This window comes from Streptomyces sp. SAI-170, from assembly GCF_049739565.1.
Taxonomy (GTDB): domain Bacteria; phylum Actinomycetota; class Actinomycetes; order Streptomycetales; family Streptomycetaceae; genus Streptomyces.
Genome location: NZ_JBMGQD010000001.1, coordinates 3398071 through 3416339 on the forward strand (window position 1 = coordinate 3398071; position 18269 = coordinate 3416339).

The window sequence follows — 18269 nt, forward strand, 5'->3', positions numbered from 1 at the left end:
CCGTCCGGCGCGGCATTCGCCCCGAACGCAACCGTGCGCCCCCTCCCACCCCGCGCGCCCCTCCCCCGAACCACCGGCGGCGCTCACCGTCAGGCCTGTTACCGTGCGGCGTCTCGTTCGCAGTCACGGGGGTCCCTGTCATGAGCCAGTCATTTCCACCGCAGCCCGGCGTCTTGCCGCCGGCCCCGCCGATGCCCGCACGCGCGCGTGGCGGCGGTCTCGCACTGGGCGTCGTCACCGCGTTCGTCGTCGCCCTGGTCACCGCCGGTGCGTACGGCGCGATCGTCGGTGCCACCCAGAAGCAGATCGGCTTCGTGGCCGTAGGGGTCGGCTTCCTCATCGGCTACGCGGCCGGCAAGGCAGGCGGCTCCCACCCGGCGCTGCCCCTGCTCAGCGCGCTGCTGTCCGTGGGCTCCGTCTGGCTGGGCCAGCTCATCGGCACCACGATCAACGCCTCGGACCTGTTGGGCGTCTCCGCGACCAGGTTCTTCTTCGACCACTTCGGCATCCTGATGGAGGCCTGGCAGCGGTCGGCGAACCCGATCACCTTCCTGTTCCTCGCCCTCGGCGCGTTCACCGCGTACTCGGGCACGAGGAAGGCCGCGGCGGCGTAAGGACGTACGACGAAGGGGCCCGTCCACGCGCGTGTGGACGGGCCCCTTGCTGCCGTGAGGGGGCTTACCGGCGGTGCTGCGAGTCCGCGACGGTCACCTCGACGCGCTGGAACTCCTTCAGCTCGCTGTAGCCGGTGGTGGCCATGGCGCGGCGCAGGGCGCCGAAGAGGTTCATGGAGCCGTCGGGGGTGTGCGACGGGCCCGTGAGGACCTCCTCGATGGTGCCGACGGTGCCGAGGTCGACCTTCTGGCCGCGGGGCAGCTCCTCGTTGACCGCCTCCATGCCCCAGTGGTGGCCCTTGCCCGGCGCGTCGATCGCCCGGGCGAGCGGGGAGCCCATCATCACGGCGTCGGCGCCGCAGGCGATGGCCTTGGGCAGGTCGCCGGACCAGCCGACACCGCCGTCGGCGATGACGTGGACGTACCGGCCGCCGGACTCGTCCATGTAGTCACGGCGGGCCGCCGCCACGTCCGCCACGGCCGTGGCCATCGGCACCTGGATGCCCAGCACATTGCGCGTGGTGTGCGCGGCGCCGCCGCCGAAGCCGACCAGCACGCCCGCGGCGCCCGTGCGCATCAGGTGCAGAGCCGCCGTGTAGGTGGCGCAGCCTCCGACGATGACCGGGACGTCCAGCTCGTAGATGAACTGCTTCAGGTTCAGCGGCTCGTGCGAACCGGAGACGTGCTCCGCCGACACCGTCGTACCGCGGATGACGAAGATGTCCACGCCCGCGTCCACGACGGCCTTGGAGAACTGGGCCGTGCGCTGCGGGGAGAGCGCGGCGGCGGTGACCACGCCGGAGTCGCGCACCTCCTTGATGCGCTGCCCGATCAGCTCCTCCTTGATGGGAGCGGCGTAGATCTCCTGCAGCCGGCGCGTGGCCGCCTCGACGGGCAGCCCGACGATCTCGTCGAGCAGCGGCTGCGGGTCCTCGTAGCGCGTCCACAGGCCTTCGAGGTTCAGCACGCCGAGGCCGCCGAGCTCACCGATGCGGATCGCCGTGGCCGGGGAGACCACGGAGTCCATGGGGGCGGCCAGGAAGGGCAGCTCGAAGCGGTAGGCGTCGATCTGCCAGGCGATCGAGACCTCCTTCGGGTCCCGCGTACGGCGGCTGGGGACGACGGCGATGTCGTCGAAGGCGTACGCCCGGCGGCCGCGCTTGCCGCGCCCGATCTCGATCTCAGTCACGATGTGTGGCCTTTCCCTGATGCGTTTCAGCGTCTTCCAGTATCGCCGACGGGTACGACAAGGGCGGCCCCGGAGCATCCGGGACCGCCCTGATCACGCTGTGCGACTTACTTACGGCTGTAGTTCGGCGCCTCGACCGTCATCTGGATGTCGTGCGGGTGGCTCTCCTTCAGGCCCGCCGCGGTGATCCGGACGAAGCGGCCCTTGGACTCCATCTCCTCGATGGTGGCGGCACCGACGTAGCCCATGGTCTGGCGCAGACCGCCCACGAGCTGGTGCAGGACGTTGGCCAGCGGGCCGCGGTAGGGCACCTGGCCCTCGACGCCCTCGGGGACGAGCTTGTCGTCGGAGGCGACCTCCGCCTGGAAGTAGCGGTCCTTGGAGTACGACCTGCCCTGGCCGCGCGACTGCATGGCGCCCAGCGAGCCCATGCCGCGGTACGACTTGAACTGCTTGCCGTTGATGAACAGCAGCTCGCCCGGCGACTCCTCGCAGCCGGCGAGGAGGCTGCCCAGCATGACCGTGTCGGCACCGGCGGCGAGCGCCTTGCCGATGTCGCCGGAGTACTGCAGGCCGCCGTCGCCGATCACCGGGATGCCCGCGGGGCGGGCCGCGAGGGCGGCCTCGTAGATCGCGGTGACCTGCGGGACGCCGATACCGGCGACCACGCGCGTGGTGCAGATCGAGCCGGGGCCCACGCCGACCTTGATGCCGTCGACACCGGCGTCGATCAGCGCCTGCGCGCCGTCACGCGTGGCGACGTTGCCGCCGATCACGTCGACGTTCACGCTCGACTTGATCTTCGCCATCCAGCTCAGCGCGTTGCTGTTGTGGCCGTGCGAGGTGTCGACGACCAGGAAGTCCACACCGGCCGCGGCGAGCGCCTGGGCCCGCTCCAGCGCCTCGGGGCTGGCGCCGACGGCGGCACCGACGAGCAGCCGGCCCTCGGCGTCCTTCGCGGCGTTCGGGTACTTCTCGGCCTTGACGAAGTCCTTGACCGTGATCAGGCCCTTGAGGACGCCCGCGTCGTCGACCAGCGGCAGCTTCTCGATCTTGTGGCGCCGCAGCAGCTCCATGGCGTCCTGACCGGAGATGCCGACCTTGCCGGTGACCAGCGGCATCGGGGTCATGACCTCGCGCACCTGGCGGCTGCGGTCGCTCTCGAAGGCCATGTCACGGTTGGTGACGATGCCCAGGAGCTTGCCGGCCGGGTCGGTGACGGGGACGCCGCTGATGCGGAACTTGGCGCACAGCGCGTCGGCCTCGGCGAGCGTGGCCTCGGGGTGCACGGTGATCGGGTCGGTGACCATGCCCGACTCGGACCGCTTCACCAGGTCGACCTGGTTGACCTGGTCCTCGACGGACAGGTTGCGGTGCAGTACACCGACGCCGCCCAGACGGGCCATCGCGATCGCCATGCGCGACTCGGTGACCTTGTCCATGGCGGCGGACAGGAGCGGGATGTTGACCCGGACATTACGGGAGATCCGGGACGAGGTGTCGACCGCGTTGGGGAGCACCTCGGATGCACCCGGCAGCAGCAGCACGTCGTCGTAGGTCAGCCCGAGTGTCGCGAATTTGTCGGGCACTCCGTCGACGTTGGCAGTCATGACACCTTCCCCAATGGCCTTGATCGGTGCGGATGTCCATGCTAACGGGAAGTGCACCCGTCTCATTCCACGGTCCGCGGCCGTACTCGTCTTCGTATGTTCCTACGGACACTGTCGGCCACCTTCTCAACCAAGGTGCCGTGACTGCGCTCCTACTGTTCGGCCAGTGCCCGCAGCCGGCTGAGCGCGCGGTGCTGGGCCACCCGGACCGCGCCGGGTGACATTCCCAACATCTGGCCCGTCTCCTCGGCGGTGAGGCCGACGGCGATGCGCAGCAGAAGCAGCTCGCGCTGGTTCTCGGGCAGGTTGGCCAGGAGTTTCTTGGCCCATTCGGCGTCGCTGCTGAGCAGCGCGCGCTCCTCGGGGCCGAGGGAGTCGTCCGGGCGCTCCGGCATCTCGTCCGACGGGACGGCCGTGGAGCCGGGGTGGCGCATCGCGGCCCGCTGCAGGTCGGCGACCTTGTGCGCGGCGATGGCGAAGACGAAGGCCTCGAAGGGCCTGCCGGTGTCCCGGTAGCGCGGCAGCGCGAGGAGGACGGCTACGCAGACTTCCTGCGCGAGATCCTCGACGAAGTGGCGCGCGTCACCCGGGAGCCGGGACAGCCGGGTGCGGCAGTAGCGCAGCGCCAGAGGGTGGACATGGGCGAGCAGGTCGTGCGTGGCCTGCTCGTCCCCGTCGACCGCGCGGTGCACGAGTGAACCGATCGCCCCCTGGGCACGGGTCGCCTCCTCGTCACGCATCGGTCCATGGTGCCTTGTGCCGGAACCGTCCGCGGCACCACGGCCGTCGTTGTGCACCGAAGCGTTATGAGCAGGTGCGCCGGAACTCATCCCCTGCGCCCTCCCCTTCCGCTCGACCGACTCGTCCCCGAGGAACTCCACACTCTCAAGGATGCGGCATCCGCGCCGAAACGAGCAGCACGCCTCCGAGGGGCGGTCCCCGCCGCACCCCGAAGGGGCGCGGGGAACTGCGCGACCAGCCCGATACGGTCCGTAGAAGACCACTCACGGACGACGGCGGACGAGTGGCGACCGACCACTCGCCGCACCGGAGCACTCAGCGAACGAGCCCCCACCGGAAACCCAGCGCCACGGCATGGGCCCGGTCGGACGCACCCAGCTTCTTGAACAGTCGCCGGGCGTGGGTCTTGACCGTGTCCTCGGAGAGGAACAGCTCACGCCCGATCTCCGCGTTCGACCGCCCGTGGCTCATCCCTTCGAGCACCTGGATCTCGCGCGCGGTGAGCGTGGGCGCGGCCCCCATCTCGGCCGACCGCAGCCGCCGGGGCGCGAGCCGCCACGTCGGGTCGGCGAGCGCCTGAGTGACGGTCGCCCGCAGCTCCGCGCGCGAGGCGTCCTTGTGGAGGTAGCCCCGCGCCCCGGCGGCGACCGCGAGCGCGACACCGTCCAGGTCCTCCGCGACGGTGAGCATGATGATGCGCGCCCCGGGGTCGGCGGACAGCAGCCGCCGCACTGTCTCGACGCCGCCCAGACCGGGCATGCGTACGTCCATCAGAATCAGGTCCGAGCGGTCGGCACCCCAGCGGCGGAGGACTTCCTCGCCGTTGGCCGCCGTCGTCACGCGCTCGACACCGGGCACGGTCGCGACCGCGCGGCGGAGCGCCTCTCGGGCAAGCGGGGAGTCGTCGCAGACGAGGACGGAAGTCATGGCCGCCCTCCGCAGCTGATGCGCGTCACCTTGAGCCTCCAGGCTGGTACGAATCGTCACCTGTGCGGTCGACCGTCTCGGACGCCTGCCCGAGCACTTGTGTTTTCAACCGCCTCGCACTCTCAACGACGGTCACTCGAAAGAGTTACGGGGCCGTCTGCCATCTTCGGCACTCTACGTGAGGGGGCGGACACGGTGCAGACATGGACGGCAGACCCTCAACGTTTCATCACAACCGTGCCCCATTCGGCCCATTTTCTTCCCTTTTGCTGGTGTCCACGGCTAGATTCGCAATGAGTCATATTTTCATCTCCTTAGATCGTAGTTGTACGGTCGTGGGCACCGTATCCGCTCAGAACGGCTACAAGGGGTCACGTAATGGCAGATTTCTCCCGCCTTCCCGGACCGAACGCAGACCTATGGGACTGGCAGCTCCTGGCTGCCTGTCGCGGAGTGGACAGCTCGCTCTTCTTTCATCCCGAGGGCGAGCGGGGGGCGGCCCGGAGCGCTCGCGAGAACTCGGCCAAGGAGGTCTGCATGAGGTGCCCGGTCCGCGCGCAGTGCGCGGCACACGCACTCGCGGTGCGCGAACCGTACGGCGTCTGGGGCGGGTTGACCGAGGACGAGCGCGAAGAACTCATGGGCCGGGCGCGGCACCGTCTGGTGACGGCTTCGGCCTCCGGCGGCGACGTCGCTTCGAACAATTGAAGGAACGTTTCTTCCGAGATCTCTCTCCGGAGACGAAGGGGCCCTCTCCAGGGACACCGGGGCTCTCCAGAGACATAGGGGCACGCGTGCGCGTGCCCCTCTCTACTTGCTCTGCTTCCTCTGCTTGCTCTACTTGCGGCCCGCCGCGGTCGCCAGCTGATCCAACGTGGCCGTCACGGCCGGGACCTGGGCCAGGTCGGGCAGCGTGAGCGCGACGATCTCGCGGCGCACCGCCGGTTCCAGTGTCACCGCGCGCGCCCCTCGGGGGCGTACGGACTCGATGGCGAGCTGGGGCAGTACGGCGACCCCGAGACCGGCGCCGACCAGGCCGACCACGGCCGGGTAGTCGTCGGTGGCGAAGTCGATGCGCGGCGTGAAGCCCGCCTTCTCGCAGACCTCGACGAGCTGGCCACGGCAACGCGGGCAGCCCGCGATCCAGGGCTCCTCGGCGAGTTCCCCGATGGCCACGGAGCCGGCGCGGGCCAGCCGGTTCCGTTCCGGTACGAGCGCGACCAGACGGTCCGTCAGCAGGGGCCGTACGACGAGGTCGTCCCACTCCCCTTCCTGTACGCCCGCCGCGCCTTCGTAGCGGAAGGCGAGGGCGATGTCGCAGTCGCCCTCGCGCAGCATCTCCACCGAGCGCGGCGGCTCGGCCTCCACCAGGGAGACCCGGGTGCCGGGGTGCGCGGCGCGCAGGGCGGCGAGCGCGGTGGGGACGAGGGTGGAGCTGCCGCTGGGGAAGGAGACGAGCCGGACCCGGCCGGCGCGCAGCCCGGCGATGGCCGCGACCTCCTCCTCGGCGGCGGTCAGTCCGGCGAGGATGCCGGCGGCGTGCCGCACCAGGGCCTCACCGGCCTGCGTCAGCCGCATCTCGCGACCGCCGCGCACCAGCAGCGGGGTGCCGACGGACGTCTCCAGGGCCTTCATCTGCTGGCTGACGGCAGGCTGGGTGCAGCCCAGCTCGCGCCCCGCCGCCGAGAAGGAGCCGGTGGCTGCCACGGCGCGCAGGACACGGAGATGTCGGGCCTCGATCACCCTTTGAGCATAAGCCGTCCTTGGGTGTGACCGCGAATAATGCGTCGACGCTTTGACCGTCGGCGCCCTACCGTGCGGCCATGAAGCTTCTTTCCGTGAACCTGGGCCGTGCGACGCGCGTCCCGTACACCGACCAGCCGGAGGGGCTGACCGGCATCGACAAGCGGCCGGCCGAGGGGCCGGTGCGGGTCACGGCCCCGGGCCCGAAGGGCGTCGGCGCCGGCGGGTTGGCCGGGGACGCGGTGTGCGACACCCGGCACCACGGCGGCGACGACCAGGCCGTGTACGCGGTGGCCCGGGAGGATCTCGACGCCTGGGAGCTCGAGTTGGGCCGCGAGCTGGCCAACGGCGTGTTCGGCGAGAACCTCACCACCCTCGGCCTGGACGTCTCCGGCGCGCTGATCGGCGAGCGCTGGCGGATCGGGCCCGAGGTGGTGCTGGAGGTCACCTGCGGGCGGATCCCGTGCCGCACCTTCCAGGCCCACCTGGGTGAGGAGCGGTGGGTGAAGCGGTTCACCGAGCGCGGGGCGCCGGGGGCGTATCTGCGGGTGATCGAGCCGGGCGAGATACGGACCGGTGACCCGGTCGAGATCGTGCACCGGCCGGACCACGACGTGACGGTCGCCCTGGCGTTCCGGGCCGAGACGACCCGGCGCGACCTGCTGCCGCGGCTCCTTCCGGCCGGGGCGGCCCTGCACCCGGAGCTGCTCGCGGCCGCGCGGAAATACACGGCCGCCCAGGGCGGCTGACGCGCAGTCACCTTTCTTCGCGGGCGCCGCACGGCTCCTAGGGGACAACCCCGGGAGCCCGGCCCGGGTCGGCTCGGGGGCGGGCCGGGGTTGCTCCCCGATGTCCGGCGGGCGGTGATCGAGGACGCTCGACGCATGGCCCGTTTCAAGCGCATCCTCGTCGTACTCGGCGCGACCCTCACCGTGCTCGCGCTGGCTGTGGGCGCCCTGTTCACCTGGCTGTGGACCGACGCCGACGTCAGCACGGTCGGCGACGCCCGCTTCGACCGCGAGCTGGCGATACCGCCCCTGGCGCCGTCGAGGGTCGCCGAGGACGGCACCCGCGTCTTCGACCTGCGGATGCAGGCGGGCGAGACCGAGTTCGAGCCCGGGCGGAAGACCCCGACGTGGGGGTTCAACGGCTCCTACCTCGGCCCCACCCTGCGCGCCGAGCGCGGTGAGAAGGTGCGGGTGCGGATACACAACACCCTCGACGAGGCCTCCGGCGTGCACTGGCACGGCATGCACCTGCCCGCGCGGATGGACGGCGGCCCGCATCAGCCGATCCCGGCCGGCGGCAGGTGGAGCCCGCAGTGGACGGTCGACCAGCCGGCCGCCACGCTCTGGTACCACCCGCACCCGCACGGCGCGACCGAACAGCATGTGCGCCGAGGCCTCGCGGGCCTGTTCCTGCTCGACGACGACCGCACGGCCCGGCTTCCCCTGCCGAAGCGGTACGGCGTCGACGACCTGCCCGTCATCGTGCAGGACGTGCGCTTCGACGGGGCGAGGCTCGACGGCGACCGCGGGCTGATGCAGAGCGTGGGGTTCCTCGGCGACCGGACGATGGTCAACGGCACACTGCGGCCGTACCGGCAGGTCGGCGACGAGCTGATACGGCTGCGGCTGCTCAACGCCTCCACGGCCCGCACCTACTCCTTCGGCTTCCCCGACGACCGCGCCTTCTCGCTGCTCGCCACCGACGGCGGACTGCTGGAGCGGCCGGTCCCGCTGGAGCGGGTGCAGCTGTCACCGGGCGAGCGGGCCGAGATCGTGGTGCGGATGCGGGCGGGCGAGCGCGTGATGCTGCGCAGCTTCCCGCAGGACAACTACGGGGGCGCCTGGCAGCGGCGGTTCTCCGGCGGCGACGACTCCTTCGACGTGCTGGAACTGCGGGCGGCGCGACACCTGCGGCCCTCCGCCGGACTTCCGCAAAGCCTGGGTGTCTTGGAGACACCGGACGGGTCGGACGCGGTGCGGGGACGCTACTTCGACCTGAAGCGGTCCGGGATCAACGGACGGTCGATGGACATGGGCCGCGTCGACGAGACGGTCACGCGTGGGACGACGGAGGTGTGGACGGTCCGCAACAGCAACGGCATGCCGCACAACTTCCATGTGCACGACGTGCAGTTCCGGGTCCTGGAGGTGGACGGCGAGGCGCCCCCGCCAGCGCTGCGCGGCCCGAAGGACACCGTGTTCGTCCCGCACGGGACGGTCATGAAGCTGGCTCTGCGCTTCACCGGGCCGGCCGATCCCGGGACGCCGTACATGTACCACTGCCACCTGCTGTACCACGAAGACGAGGGCATGATGGGCCAGTTCGTGGTGGTGGAGAAGGGCGGAGCGGCGACGGGCGGCGGCCACATACCCGCCGGGCCGAGGCACGCGCACCGCCACTGACAGGGTCACGACCAGGGCCATGCCCAGGACCGTGATCAGAGCCAGGGGCAGGCCCATGGCCAGGACCATGACCGCGCCGGACGCAGGCCGGGCAGGCGGTGTGCAGGGAAGCCGTACGGGCGGTGTGCACGGAAGCCGTCGGGGCGGCGTGCGGGGAGCGGATCGCTCCGGTCCGGGCCATAACCTTGCGCCATGACAACGGCTCTGATTACGGGATCGACCGCGGGCATCGGTGCCGCCTTCGCACGGCGGCTGGCGGCGGACGGGCACGACCTCGTCCTGGTGGCGCGGGACGCGAAGCGGCTCGCCGAGCAGGCGACCGAACTGCACGACCGGCACGGCATCGAGGCGGAGGTGCTGGTCGCCGACCTGGCGACGGACACCGGCATCGACGCCGTCGCGGCCCGGCTGTCCGACCGGAAGCGGGCCGTCGACCTGCTGGTCAACAACGCCGGCTTCGGCAACAAGGGCCGCTTTCTCGATGTGTCCCTCGACGACGAGCTGCGGATGCTCAAGGTGCACTGCGAGGCGGTGCTCCGGCTGACGTCGGCGGCGACGGAGGCGATGCGGGAGCGGGGGCGCGGCGGCGTGGTGAACGTGGCCTCGGTCGCGGCGTTCGTGCCGCGCGGCACCTACGGCGCGTCCAAGGCGTGGGTCGTGCAGTTCACGCAGGGTGCGGCGCGTGATCTGGCGGGCAGCGGGGTGCGGTTGATGGCGCTGTGCCCGGGGTTCGTGCGCACGGAGTTCCACCAGCGGGCGGGGATGGGCACCGACAACATCCCCGGCTGGATGTGGCTCGACGCCGACAAGCTGGTCGCGTCGGCGCTGGCCGACCTGCGCCGGGGCAAGTCGCTGTCGATCCCGGACCCGCGGTACAAGGCGCTGATGGGAGTGGTGAAGGTGGTCCCGCGGGGGCTGCTGGGCGGGGTCACGTCCCGGACGGGGCGGAAGTACGGGCCACAGTAGGACGACCGGGTCGGTGCGATGGAGAATGGAGCTGTCCGGACGGACCCCACGGGGGGTCGGAGGCGGCGCCATGACGTTCGTACAGCTCATCGACTGCAAGACCAGCCGGTTCGAGGAGATGAACCGGCTCATGGACTCCTGGGTCGAGCAGACCAGGGGAAAGCGGACCGCGACGCACAATCTGATCGGCAAGGACCGGTCGGACGGGTCGCACTACATCGAGATCGTGGAGTTCCCGTCGTACGAGGAGGCGATGCGGAACTCGAACCTTCCGGAGACCGACAAGATCTTCCGCGAGATGGTCGCGCTCTGCGACGAGATGCCGGTGTTCACCGACCTGGACGTCGTACGGGACGAGCAGCTCTATGCGACGAATGTGCGGCGGCTGCTGGAGACGCTGGGGACGCGGGGCGAGCTCCCGCCGCTCGACGACCTGATCGCGGAGCACTACCACGACCACGACCCGGCCAATGAGCAGGACACCCTCGGGCGGGACAACATCCGGCGCGAGATGGACATGTGGCGCGGGGCGTTCGACTTCGCGTTCACGGTGGAGGACCTGATCGCCGAGGGCGACCGGGTGTGCGCGCGGTGGTTCTGGAAGGGCACCCACAAGGGTGACTTCCTGGGGATCGCGGCGACCGGCAGGGAGTGCAGCATGAGCGGCACGACCGTCTTCCGGTGCGGCGGCGACGGGAAGATCGTCGAGGCCTGGTGGGAGTACGACCGGCTGGGGCTGATGACGCAGCTCGGTGTGCTGGACCAGCTGGAGCTGTAGGGCGCCCGAGCAGCCGGAAGGCCCGGCACCCCCGAAGGGACGCCGGGCCTTGCGCGGTGACGCGGTGACGCGGTGCGTCAGTGAGCGTGGCCGTGGCTGTGACCACCGGCGGCCGGCTCCTCCTCTTCCTTCTTCTCGACGACCAGGGTCTCGGTCGTCAGGAGGAGGGAGGCGATGGAGGCGGCGTTCTCCAGGGCGGAGCGGGTGACCTTCACCGGGTCGATGACGCCCTGCTTGACCAGGTCGCCGTACTCGCCGGTGGCGGCGTTGAAGCCCTGGCCCTTGTCGAGCTCGGCGACCTTGGAGGTGATGACGTAGCCCTCGAGGCCGGCGTTCTCGGCGATCCAGCGCAGCGGCTCGACGGCGGCCTTGCGGACCACGGCGACACCGGTGGCCTCGTCGCCGGTCTTGCCGAGGTTGCCCTCGAGGACCTTGACGGCGTGGACCAGAGCGGAGCCACCACCGGAGACGATGCCCTCCTCGACCGCGGCGCGGGTCGCGGAGATGGCGTCCTCCAGACGGTGCTTCTTCTCCTTCAGCTCCACCTCGGTGGCGGCGCCGACCTTGATCACGCACACGCCGCCGGCCAGCTTCGCGAGGCGCTCCTGGAGCTTCTCGCGGTCCCAGTCGGAGTCGGTGTTCTCGATCTCGGCCTTGATCTGGGCGACGCGGCCCTGGACGTCGGCGGAGTTGCCGGCACCGTCGACGATCGTGGTGTCGTCCTTGGTGACGGTCACGCGGCGGGCGGAGCCCAGCACCTCGAGGCCGACCTGGTCGAGCTTGAGGCCGACCTCCTCGGAGATGACCGTGGCGCCGGTGAGGACGGCCATGTCCTGCAGCATCGCCTTGCGGCGGTCACCGAAGCCGGGGGCCTTGACCGCGACCGCGTTGAAGGTGCCGCGGATCTTGTTCACGACGAGGGTGGACAGGGCCTCGCCCTCGACGTCCTCGGCGATGATCAGCAGCGGCTTGGAGGCACCGGCCTGGATGACCTTCTCCAGCAGCGGCAGCAGGTCCTGGATGGAGGAGACCTTGCCCTGGTTGATGAGGATGTAGGGGTCCTCCAGGACGGCCTCCATGCGCTCCTGGTCCGTCACGAAGTACGGCGACAGGTAGCCCTTGTCGAAGGCCATGCCCTCGGTGAAGTCCAGCTCCAGACCGAAGGTGTTGGACTCCTCGACGGTGATGACACCGTCCTTGCCGACCTTGTCCATCGCCTCGGCGATGAGCTCGCCGACCTGCTGGTCCTGGGCGGACAGCGCGGCCACGGCGGCGATGTCGGACTTCTCGTCGATCGGACGGGCGGTCGCGAGGAGGTCCTCGGAGACGGCGGCGACGGCCGCGTCGATGCCCTTCTTCAGGGCGGCCGGGGAGGCACCGGCGGCGACGTTCTTCAGGCCCTCGCGGACGAGCGCCTGGGCCAGCACGGTGGCGGTGGTCGTACCGTCACCCGCGATGTCGTTGGTCTTGGTCGCCACCTCCTTCACCAGCTGGGCGCCGAGGTTCTCGTACGGGTCCTCGACCTCGACCTCACGGGCGATGGTCACACCGTCGTTGGTGATGGTGGGGGCGCCGAACTTCTTGTCGATGACGACGTTGCGGCCCTTGGGGCCGATCGTCACCTTGACCGTGTCGGCAAGCTTGTTGACGCCGCGCTCGAGGGCGCGACGGGCGTCCTCGTCGAACTTCAGGATCTTCGCCATGGCAGCGGGAGCCCTCTCGGAAAAGTCTGCGGTAAAGAAACTGCGCCCCGGGCGCCCGGCTTCTCATCGATCGCGGGGGCCAGGGGCGCAGTGGAAGCAAAGGTGCTTCAAAGGTGCTTCGGAAGAAGCGAGGTGACTTACTTCTCGATGATCGCGAGCACGTCGCGAGCCGAGAGGACGAGGTACTCCTCGCCGTTGTACTTCACCTCGGTGCCGCCGTACTTGCTGTAGAGGACGACGTCGCCGACGGAGACGTCGAGCGGAAGACGGTTGCCGTCCTCGAAGCGGCCCGGGCCCACGGCCAGGACGACGCCCTCCTGGGGCTTCTCCTTGGCAGTGTCCGGAATGACCAGGCCAGAGGCCGTGGTCTGCTCGGCGTCGAGCGGCTGGACCACGATGCGGTCCTCGAGCGGCTTGATGGCAACCTTGGAGCTGGCGGTCGTCACGATCCGACCTCCCCCTTCGGAGATCTCACGGGGTTAACTGTCTGAGGTGGCGACCAGGTGGATCCGTCGTCGCGGGTGCCGGACCTGCCCGTCGCGTTGTTGGCACTCTCCAGTGGGGAGTGCCAGAGCCGAGACTATGACCGCGATTAGCACTCGGTCAAGCGGAGTGCCAATTGCCGTGCGGCGCGGCGGATGCGGGCGGGGCTACAGGTAGTCCTCCAGCCTCCCCACCGTCAGTCCCTTGCGCTGGATCTCCCGCAGCACGGCGACCGTCCGGTCGCGCAGCGGCGGGGCGGTCGGGTCGTCGGCGGGCAGGGAGACGATCGCGCCCGGGGCCAGTCCCGCGGGGGCCCGGGTGCCGGTGACCGTGGCGCCCCAGCGGACGACCGCCGTGATGCCGCAGTCGGCGGCCGCCCTCAGCGTGGTGGCGTCGTACGCGCCGTAGGGCGGGCGGAAGAGGCGCGGGCGGACGCCGAAGCGGGCGTGCAGCTTCTCCTGCTGCCCGCAGATCGCGGCGCGCTGACCGGCGTACGGCAGGCCGTGCAGGTAGGTGTGGTCGAGCGTGTGGTTCTGCACGCTCGCGCCGACCGCGCGCAGCCGCGCGAAGTGGGCGTAGCCCGGTCCTACGACGCTGTCGGTGAGGAACAGGCTGACCGGCAGCCGCAGTTCTCGTACGAGGTCGACGAACCGGGGGTCCCGCTCGGCACCGTCGTCGTACGTCAGGAACACCACCCGGTCCCGGGTCCGCACCCGCGCGACGACCGGCAGCGCGCCGCCCTTGCGCCTGGAGCCCGCCGCGTCCGGCCGGTCGACCGGGTGCGGCGCGCGGGGCAGCGGCGCGGTGAGCCCCCATCGCCGGTACGCGGGCCGCGACCCGGTGGCAGCGGGCCGCCCGGCACTTTGCCGCGCGTCGGAGCGCGGGGCCCCGCTGCGGGGTGCTCCGGTGGGAGGTGCAGCCTCGCGGGAGGCCCCGGCGTGAGGGCCGCCGCGGTGAGGCGCTTCGGAGCGAGGCCCGGCGGCGTGGGGCACGGCGGAACGAGACCCGGCAGCGTGGGGCGCGGCGGCGTCGGTGTCCGGCCCGGTCGCGTGAGGCGCACCGGCGTCAGCGCGAGACGCGCCACCGGGCACCCGCGCGCGAGGCCCACCGGCGTCAGCGCGAGGCGTGCCACCAGGGACCCGCGGGCGAGGCTCACCGGCGTCGGATGTCCCACCTTCGCCGGAACGCCCACCCGCCCCTCTCCCCACACCCGCCCCTCCACCCGGGGTGCCACCCCCGTCCGCCCCCGCGCCGCCCCTCCCCGGCGCTCGGGCGTCCCCCTGCGCCTGGACGCCCGGTGTCTGGGGCAGCTGGGCCGCGTTGTGGTCCGGTCGTTCGACGGGGTCGACGGACCGGGCGCAGCCCGTCAGCAGGGCGGCCACGGTGAGCGTGCCCGCGATCAGCCGCCGCACCGTCACAGGTAGTCCTCCAGCCGGGCCACCGCGTAGCCCTCGTCCGTCACCTTCTTCAGGAACCGGCGGATCATGTCGGGCATGGTGCCCTTCCACTCCTCCCGCCCCCGGAAGTGGCTGAGGACGATGTCGCCGGGGTGGAGGCTCCGGTCCCACTCGCGGTACTCCCAGCGGTCGACGAAGACCTCCTCGTTCCACAGCGGGGCGTACTTCACGCCGCAGGCTTTGGCGGCACGCAGCGTGGCCTCGTTGTAGTTGCCGAAGGGCGGCCGGAAGAGGACGGGGCGCTTGCCGTAGCGCTTCTCGATCACGTCCTGCATGCCGCAGATCTCGCGCTTCTGGCCGGCGTAGGACAGGCCCGGCAGGTAGGGGTGGTGCAGGGTGTGGTTGTTCAGGGCCACGCCGCCGTCCTGCATCCGCTTGAAGTACCCGTAGTCCTGCTTCACCAGGAAGTCGCTGAGGAAGGCGGTGTACGGGATCTTCAGCTCGCTCATCATGCGCAGGAACGCCGGGTCCTTCTCGGCGCCGTCGTCGATGGTGAGGAAGACGACCTTCTGCCGGGTGGGGATCGTGGTGAAGACGGGCGGGAGGCCCAACTCCTCGTGTCCGTCGACCTCGAAGCCCTCGCGCGTGGTGATCACCGGCTTCTTCGCGGGCGGGGCCGGGGCACTGAGCGGCACCTTCTTCAGGCCCCAGCGTTTCGCGGCGGCCACGCGGGCCATGTGCTCGGCGCGCAGCCGCGTCGCGTAGGACTCCAGGGCGCGGGCCGGGGGCGCCTTGAGGATCGGCTGCTGCCCGGGGGCGGGAGCCGCCTCACCTCGCGAGACGCGCGAGCCTCCCGAGTCGCCCGAACCACCCGAGTCGCCCGAACCACCCGAGCCGCCCGAATCGCCGGAACCAACAAAACCACCGGAACCAACGAGACCGCCAAACCCCCCGGGCCCCCCAGGCCCCCCAGGCCCGCCGGAGCCCCCCGACCCACTCCCCTCCGCGCAGCCCGAGGCGACCGCGGCAGCCGCCAGCACGGCGAGCGCGGCCCTGGCCCGCAGACCGCGGACCCGGCCGAGCGAACCCCCAGCCCGCCACGCCCGACTTTTGTCATTTTGTACTACTAGTCTCATGGCGCCGGATCCTCGCAGTCCCCCGCCCCGAACCCCGCCCGACACCGCCACCGCGGGCACACCATCCACCGACTGGCCGACAATGACCCGGTGAACGACCTCGACGCCCTCCTCACCCCCGAAGGCCGCGCCCTCCTCGACGAGGTACGCGGCACCGACCCCGCGCAGGAGCTGGCCGTCGCCACCCGGCTGCGCCGCGAGCACCCGGCCGAGCTGGTCTCGGCCGCGCTCGGCCAGGCGCGGCTGCGGCAGCGGGCCGTGGCGAAGTTCGGGCCCGAGGACGCGGGGCGGATGTTCTTCACGCCCAACGGGGTCGAGCAGTCGACGCGGGCGAGCGTGGCGGCGTACCGCGCGGACAAGCTCAAGGGCCTCGGCGTCACCTCCGTCGCCGACCTGTGCTGCGGGATCGGCGGGGACGCGATCGCCCTGGCCCGCGCGGGCATCCGCGTCCTCGCCGTGGACCGCGACCCGCTGACCGCGCAGGCGGCCCGCGCCAACGCCGACGCGCTGGGGCTGGCCGACCTGATCGAGGTGCGCGAGGCGGATGTCACGGAGATCGACACGACCCCGTACGACGCCGTGTTCGTCGACCCCGCCCGGCGCGGCGGGCGCGGCCGGATCTTCGACCCGGAGGCCTACTCGCCGCCGCTGTCCTGGGCCGTGGGCGCGGCCGGCCGGGCCCGGCACGCGGCGCTGAAGATCGCCCCCGGCATCCCGCACGAGGCCGTCCCCGCCGACGCCGAGGCCGAGTGGATCTCGGACGGCGGCGATGTGAAGGAGGCCGTGCTGTGGTTCGGGACGGAGCCGGGCGCCGTCCGCGCGACCCTGCTGCCCGGCCCGCACACCCTGCGCGGCACCGGCCTGCCCAACCCGCCGGTCCGCCCCCTCGGCCGCTACCTCTACGAGCCCGACGGCGCGGTCATCCGTGCCCACCTGGTCGCCGAGGTCGCCGAGGCCCTCGACGGCGGCCTCCTCGACGAGACCATCGCCTACGTCACCTCCGACGCCCTGCGCCCCACCCCCTACGCCACCGCCTACGAGATCACCGACCAGCTCCCCTTCAACGTCAAGAAGCTCAAGGCGCTGTTGCGCGAGCGCGAGGTCGGCATCCTGACCGTCAAGAAGCGCGGCTCGGCCGTCGAGCCGGAGGAGCTGCGCAAGAAGGTCAAGCCGCAGGGCCCGAACGCGGCGACGGTGTTCCTCACGCGCGTGTCAGGCGCCCCGACCATGCTCATCGGCCGGCCCCTCTAGGCCCCTGGCCCTGGCCCTGGCCCAGCCCCTGGCCCGTCCAGGCCCTACGCTCCTTCCCGCGCGCGGCGCAGCAACAGCTCGCGCTCCTTGTCGTTGCGCGCCAGCCCCGCGGCCCGTTCGAACTCCGCGCGCGCCTCCGTCGTACGGCCGAGGCGGGTCAGCAGGTCGCCGCGGACGCTGGGGAGCAGGTGGTAGTCGCGCAGGGCGCCCTCGGCGGCGAGGGCGTCGACGATCGCGAGGGCCTCGGCGGGGCCGTCGGCCATGGAGACGGCCACCGCGCGGTTGAGCTCGACGACCGGGGACGGCACCCGGGCGGCGAGCAGGCCGTAGAGGGCGGCGATCCGGGGCCAGTCGGTGTCCTCGTACGTCGCGGCACGCGCGTGGCAGCCCGCGATCGCTGCCTGCAGGGCGTACGGACCGGCGGCGCCGCCCAGCTCGACGGCCCGCTCCAGGGCCGCGAAGCCGCGCCGGATCAGCAGCCGGTTCCACAGCCGCCGGTTCTGGTCGGCGAGCAGCACCGGCTCCCCGTCGGGCCCGGTCCGCGCCGCGGTCCGCGAGGCCTGGAACTCCAGCAGGGCGGCCAGGCCGTGCACTTCGGGTTCCTTCGGCATCAGCGCGGCCAGCACCCGGGCGAGCCGCAGCGCGTCCTCGCACAGCGCGGGGCGCAGCAGGTCGTCGCCCGCGGTGGCGGCGTACCCCTCGTTGAAGATCAGGTAGATGACCTCCAGCACCGAGCCGAGCCGGGCCGCCCGGTCCGTCCCGTACGGCACCTCGAAGGGCACCCCGGCCTTCGCGAGGGTCCGTTTCGCGCGCACGATCCGCTGGGCGAGCGTCGGCTCCGGGACCAGGAAGGCGCGGGCGATCTCGTCCGTGCGCAGCCCGCCGACGAGCCGCAGGGTCAGTGCCGTGCGGGCCTCGGCGGACAGCACCGGGTGGCAGGCGGTGAAGATCAGCCGCAGCACGTCGTCGTCGATGTCCCCGGGCCCCGACGGCTCGGGGTCGTGCACCACCCCGGACACCAGGGCCTCTCCGGGCAGCTCACGGCCGGCCTCGGCGAGCTTGCGCGCGTACGTCTCGCGCCGCCGGACCAGGTCGATGGCGCGGTGCTTGGCGGTGGCGGTCAGCCAGGCGCCCGGCCGGTCCGGGATGCCGGCCTCGGGCCACTGCTCCAGGGCGGCGACGAGCGCGTCCTGGGCGATCTCCTCGGCGATGCCGACGTCCCGGACGATCCGCGCCACACCGGCGATGATCCGGGCGGACTCCATCCGGAAGACGGTGTCGACCGTCTCCGCGACCGCGTCTGTGCCGTGTGCCGTCACA

General features: G+C 71.6%; 17 protein-coding genes. 7 read left to right on the forward strand and 10 right to left on the reverse strand.

Features of this window, described 5'->3' with window-relative positions; all coding sequences use genetic code 11:
* Positions 1-140 precede the first annotated feature (140 nt).
* On the forward strand, positions 141-614 hold the full coding sequence (locus RKD23_RS14950; protein WP_424854139.1) for a hypothetical protein: 474 nt from the start codon (positions 141-143) through the stop codon (positions 612-614).
* A gap of 64 nt (positions 615-678) precedes the next feature.
* On the opposite strand, the gene RKD23_RS14955 is transcribed toward RKD23_RS14950, so the two are convergent.
* From RKD23_RS14955 to RKD23_RS14970, 4 genes are all read right to left on the reverse strand, one after another.
* Positions 679-1803, reverse strand: coding sequence for a GuaB3 family IMP dehydrogenase-related protein (locus tag RKD23_RS14955; RefSeq protein WP_404043597.1), 1125 nt, complete (start codon positions 1801-1803; stop codon positions 679-681).
* Between the two features lie 107 nt (positions 1804-1910).
* Positions 1911-3413, reverse strand: coding sequence for an IMP dehydrogenase (gene guaB, locus RKD23_RS14960; RefSeq protein ID WP_424854140.1), 1503 nt, complete (start codon positions 3411-3413; stop codon positions 1911-1913).
* Between the two features lie 152 nt (positions 3414-3565).
* Positions 3566-4153, reverse strand: a complete 588-nt coding sequence (locus tag RKD23_RS14965) for a sigma-70 family RNA polymerase sigma factor (RefSeq protein ID WP_404043601.1) — start codon at positions 4151-4153, stop codon at positions 3566-3568.
* 316 nt (positions 4154-4469) lie between these two features.
* Positions 4470-5081: a response regulator transcription factor gene (locus RKD23_RS14970; RefSeq protein WP_003948568.1), complete on the reverse strand. Its 612-nt coding sequence runs from the start codon at positions 5079-5081 to the stop codon at positions 4470-4472.
* Between the two features lie 378 nt (positions 5082-5459).
* Between RKD23_RS14970 and RKD23_RS14975 the strand changes: the two genes are divergently transcribed.
* Entirely contained in the window at positions 5460-5789 is a 330-nt protein-coding gene (locus RKD23_RS14975) for a WhiB family transcriptional regulator (RefSeq protein ID WP_404043603.1), read from the forward strand.
* 129 nt (positions 5790-5918) lie between these two features.
* Here the strand turns inward: RKD23_RS14975 and RKD23_RS14980 are convergent, their stop codons facing one another.
* Complete coding sequence (locus tag RKD23_RS14980; RefSeq protein WP_424854141.1) at positions 5919-6824, reverse strand: LysR family transcriptional regulator; 906 nt, start codon at positions 6822-6824, stop codon at positions 5919-5921.
* An 80-nt stretch (positions 6825-6904) separates the two neighbouring features.
* On the opposite strand from RKD23_RS14980, the gene RKD23_RS14985 reads away from it, so the two are divergent.
* From RKD23_RS14985 to RKD23_RS15000, 4 genes are all read left to right on the forward strand, one after another.
* Complete coding sequence (locus RKD23_RS14985) at positions 6905-7573, forward strand: MOSC domain-containing protein (protein ID WP_424854142.1); 669 nt, start codon at positions 6905-6907, stop codon at positions 7571-7573.
* A gap of 135 nt (positions 7574-7708) precedes the next feature.
* Entirely contained in the window at positions 7709-9235 is a 1527-nt protein-coding gene (locus RKD23_RS14990) for a multicopper oxidase family protein (RefSeq protein ID WP_424854143.1), read from the forward strand.
* Between the two features lie 192 nt (positions 9236-9427).
* On the forward strand, positions 9428-10201 hold the full coding sequence (locus RKD23_RS14995; RefSeq protein WP_404043609.1) for an SDR family NAD(P)-dependent oxidoreductase: 774 nt from the start codon (positions 9428-9430) through the stop codon (positions 10199-10201).
* Between the two features lie 70 nt (positions 10202-10271).
* On the forward strand, positions 10272-10979 hold the full coding sequence (locus RKD23_RS15000) for an ester cyclase (protein WP_424854144.1): 708 nt from the start codon (positions 10272-10274) through the stop codon (positions 10977-10979).
* 77 nt (positions 10980-11056) lie between these two features.
* Here the strand turns inward: RKD23_RS15000 and groL are convergent, their stop codons facing one another.
* The 4 genes from groL to RKD23_RS15020 all read right to left on the reverse strand — a co-directional run bounded on the left by groL (position 11057) and on the right by RKD23_RS15020 (position 15602).
* Complete coding sequence (gene groL, locus RKD23_RS15005; RefSeq protein ID WP_424854145.1) at positions 11057-12682, reverse strand: chaperonin GroEL; 1626 nt, start codon at positions 12680-12682, stop codon at positions 11057-11059.
* 137 nt (positions 12683-12819) lie between these two features.
* Positions 12820-13128, reverse strand: a complete 309-nt coding sequence (groES, locus tag RKD23_RS15010; protein ID WP_014178834.1) for a co-chaperone GroES — start codon at positions 13126-13128, stop codon at positions 12820-12822.
* A 204-nt stretch (positions 13129-13332) separates the two neighbouring features.
* The gene (locus RKD23_RS15015) at positions 13333-14157 is read right to left on the reverse strand and encodes a polysaccharide deacetylase family protein (RefSeq protein ID WP_424854146.1); all 825 of its coding nucleotides are present in this window, start codon (positions 14155-14157) and stop codon (positions 13333-13335) included.
* 422 nt (positions 14158-14579) lie between these two features.
* Positions 14580-15602, reverse strand: coding sequence for a polysaccharide deacetylase family protein (locus RKD23_RS15020; protein WP_424854147.1), 1023 nt, complete (start codon positions 15600-15602; stop codon positions 14580-14582).
* Positions 15603-15788: 186 nt separating this feature from the next.
* Between RKD23_RS15020 and RKD23_RS15025 the strand changes: the two genes are divergently transcribed.
* Entirely contained in the window at positions 15789-16949 is a 1161-nt protein-coding gene (locus RKD23_RS15025; protein ID WP_424854148.1) for a THUMP-like domain-containing protein, read from the forward strand.
* 44 nt (positions 16950-16993) lie between these two features.
* Here RKD23_RS15025 and RKD23_RS15030 read toward each other — a convergent pair whose 3' ends face one another.
* Positions 16994-18214: an RNA polymerase sigma factor gene (locus RKD23_RS15030; protein WP_424858243.1), complete on the reverse strand. Its 1221-nt coding sequence runs from the start codon at positions 18212-18214 to the stop codon at positions 16994-16996.
* Positions 18215-18269 lie beyond the last annotated feature (55 nt).

What these genes read in the sequence shown, in the direction of transcription:
- RKD23_RS14950 (WP_424854139.1), top strand. Translation starts at nt 141, where the DNA reads ATGAGCCAGTCATTTCCACCGCAGCCCGGCGTCTTGCCGCCGGCCCCG.
- guaB (WP_424854140.1), bottom strand. Translation starts at nt 3,413, where the DNA reads ATGACTGCCAACGTCGACGGAGTGCCCGACAAATTCGCGACACTCGGG.
- RKD23_RS14965 (WP_404043601.1), bottom strand. Translation starts at nt 4,153, where the DNA reads ATGCGTGACGAGGAGGCGACCCGTGCCCAGGGGGCGATCGGTTCACTC.
- RKD23_RS14970 (WP_003948568.1), bottom strand. Translation starts at nt 5,081, where the DNA reads ATGACTTCCGTCCTCGTCTGCGACGACTCCCCGCTTGCCCGAGAGGCG.
- RKD23_RS14975 (WP_404043603.1), top strand. Translation starts at nt 5,460, where the DNA reads ATGGCAGATTTCTCCCGCCTTCCCGGACCGAACGCAGACCTATGGGAC.
- RKD23_RS14985 (WP_424854142.1), top strand. Translation starts at nt 6,905, where the DNA reads ATGAAGCTTCTTTCCGTGAACCTGGGCCGTGCGACGCGCGTCCCGTAC.
- RKD23_RS14990 (WP_424854143.1), top strand. Translation starts at nt 7,709, where the DNA reads ATGGCCCGTTTCAAGCGCATCCTCGTCGTACTCGGCGCGACCCTCACC.
- RKD23_RS14995 (WP_404043609.1), top strand. Translation starts at nt 9,428, where the DNA reads ATGACAACGGCTCTGATTACGGGATCGACCGCGGGCATCGGTGCCGCC.
- RKD23_RS15000 (WP_424854144.1), top strand. Translation starts at nt 10,272, where the DNA reads ATGACGTTCGTACAGCTCATCGACTGCAAGACCAGCCGGTTCGAGGAG.
- groL (WP_424854145.1), bottom strand. Translation starts at nt 12,682, where the DNA reads ATGGCGAAGATCCTGAAGTTCGACGAGGACGCCCGTCGCGCCCTCGAG.
- RKD23_RS15030 (WP_424858243.1), bottom strand. Translation starts at nt 18,214, where the DNA reads ATGGAGTCCGCCCGGATCATCGCCGGTGTGGCGCGGATCGTCCGGGAC.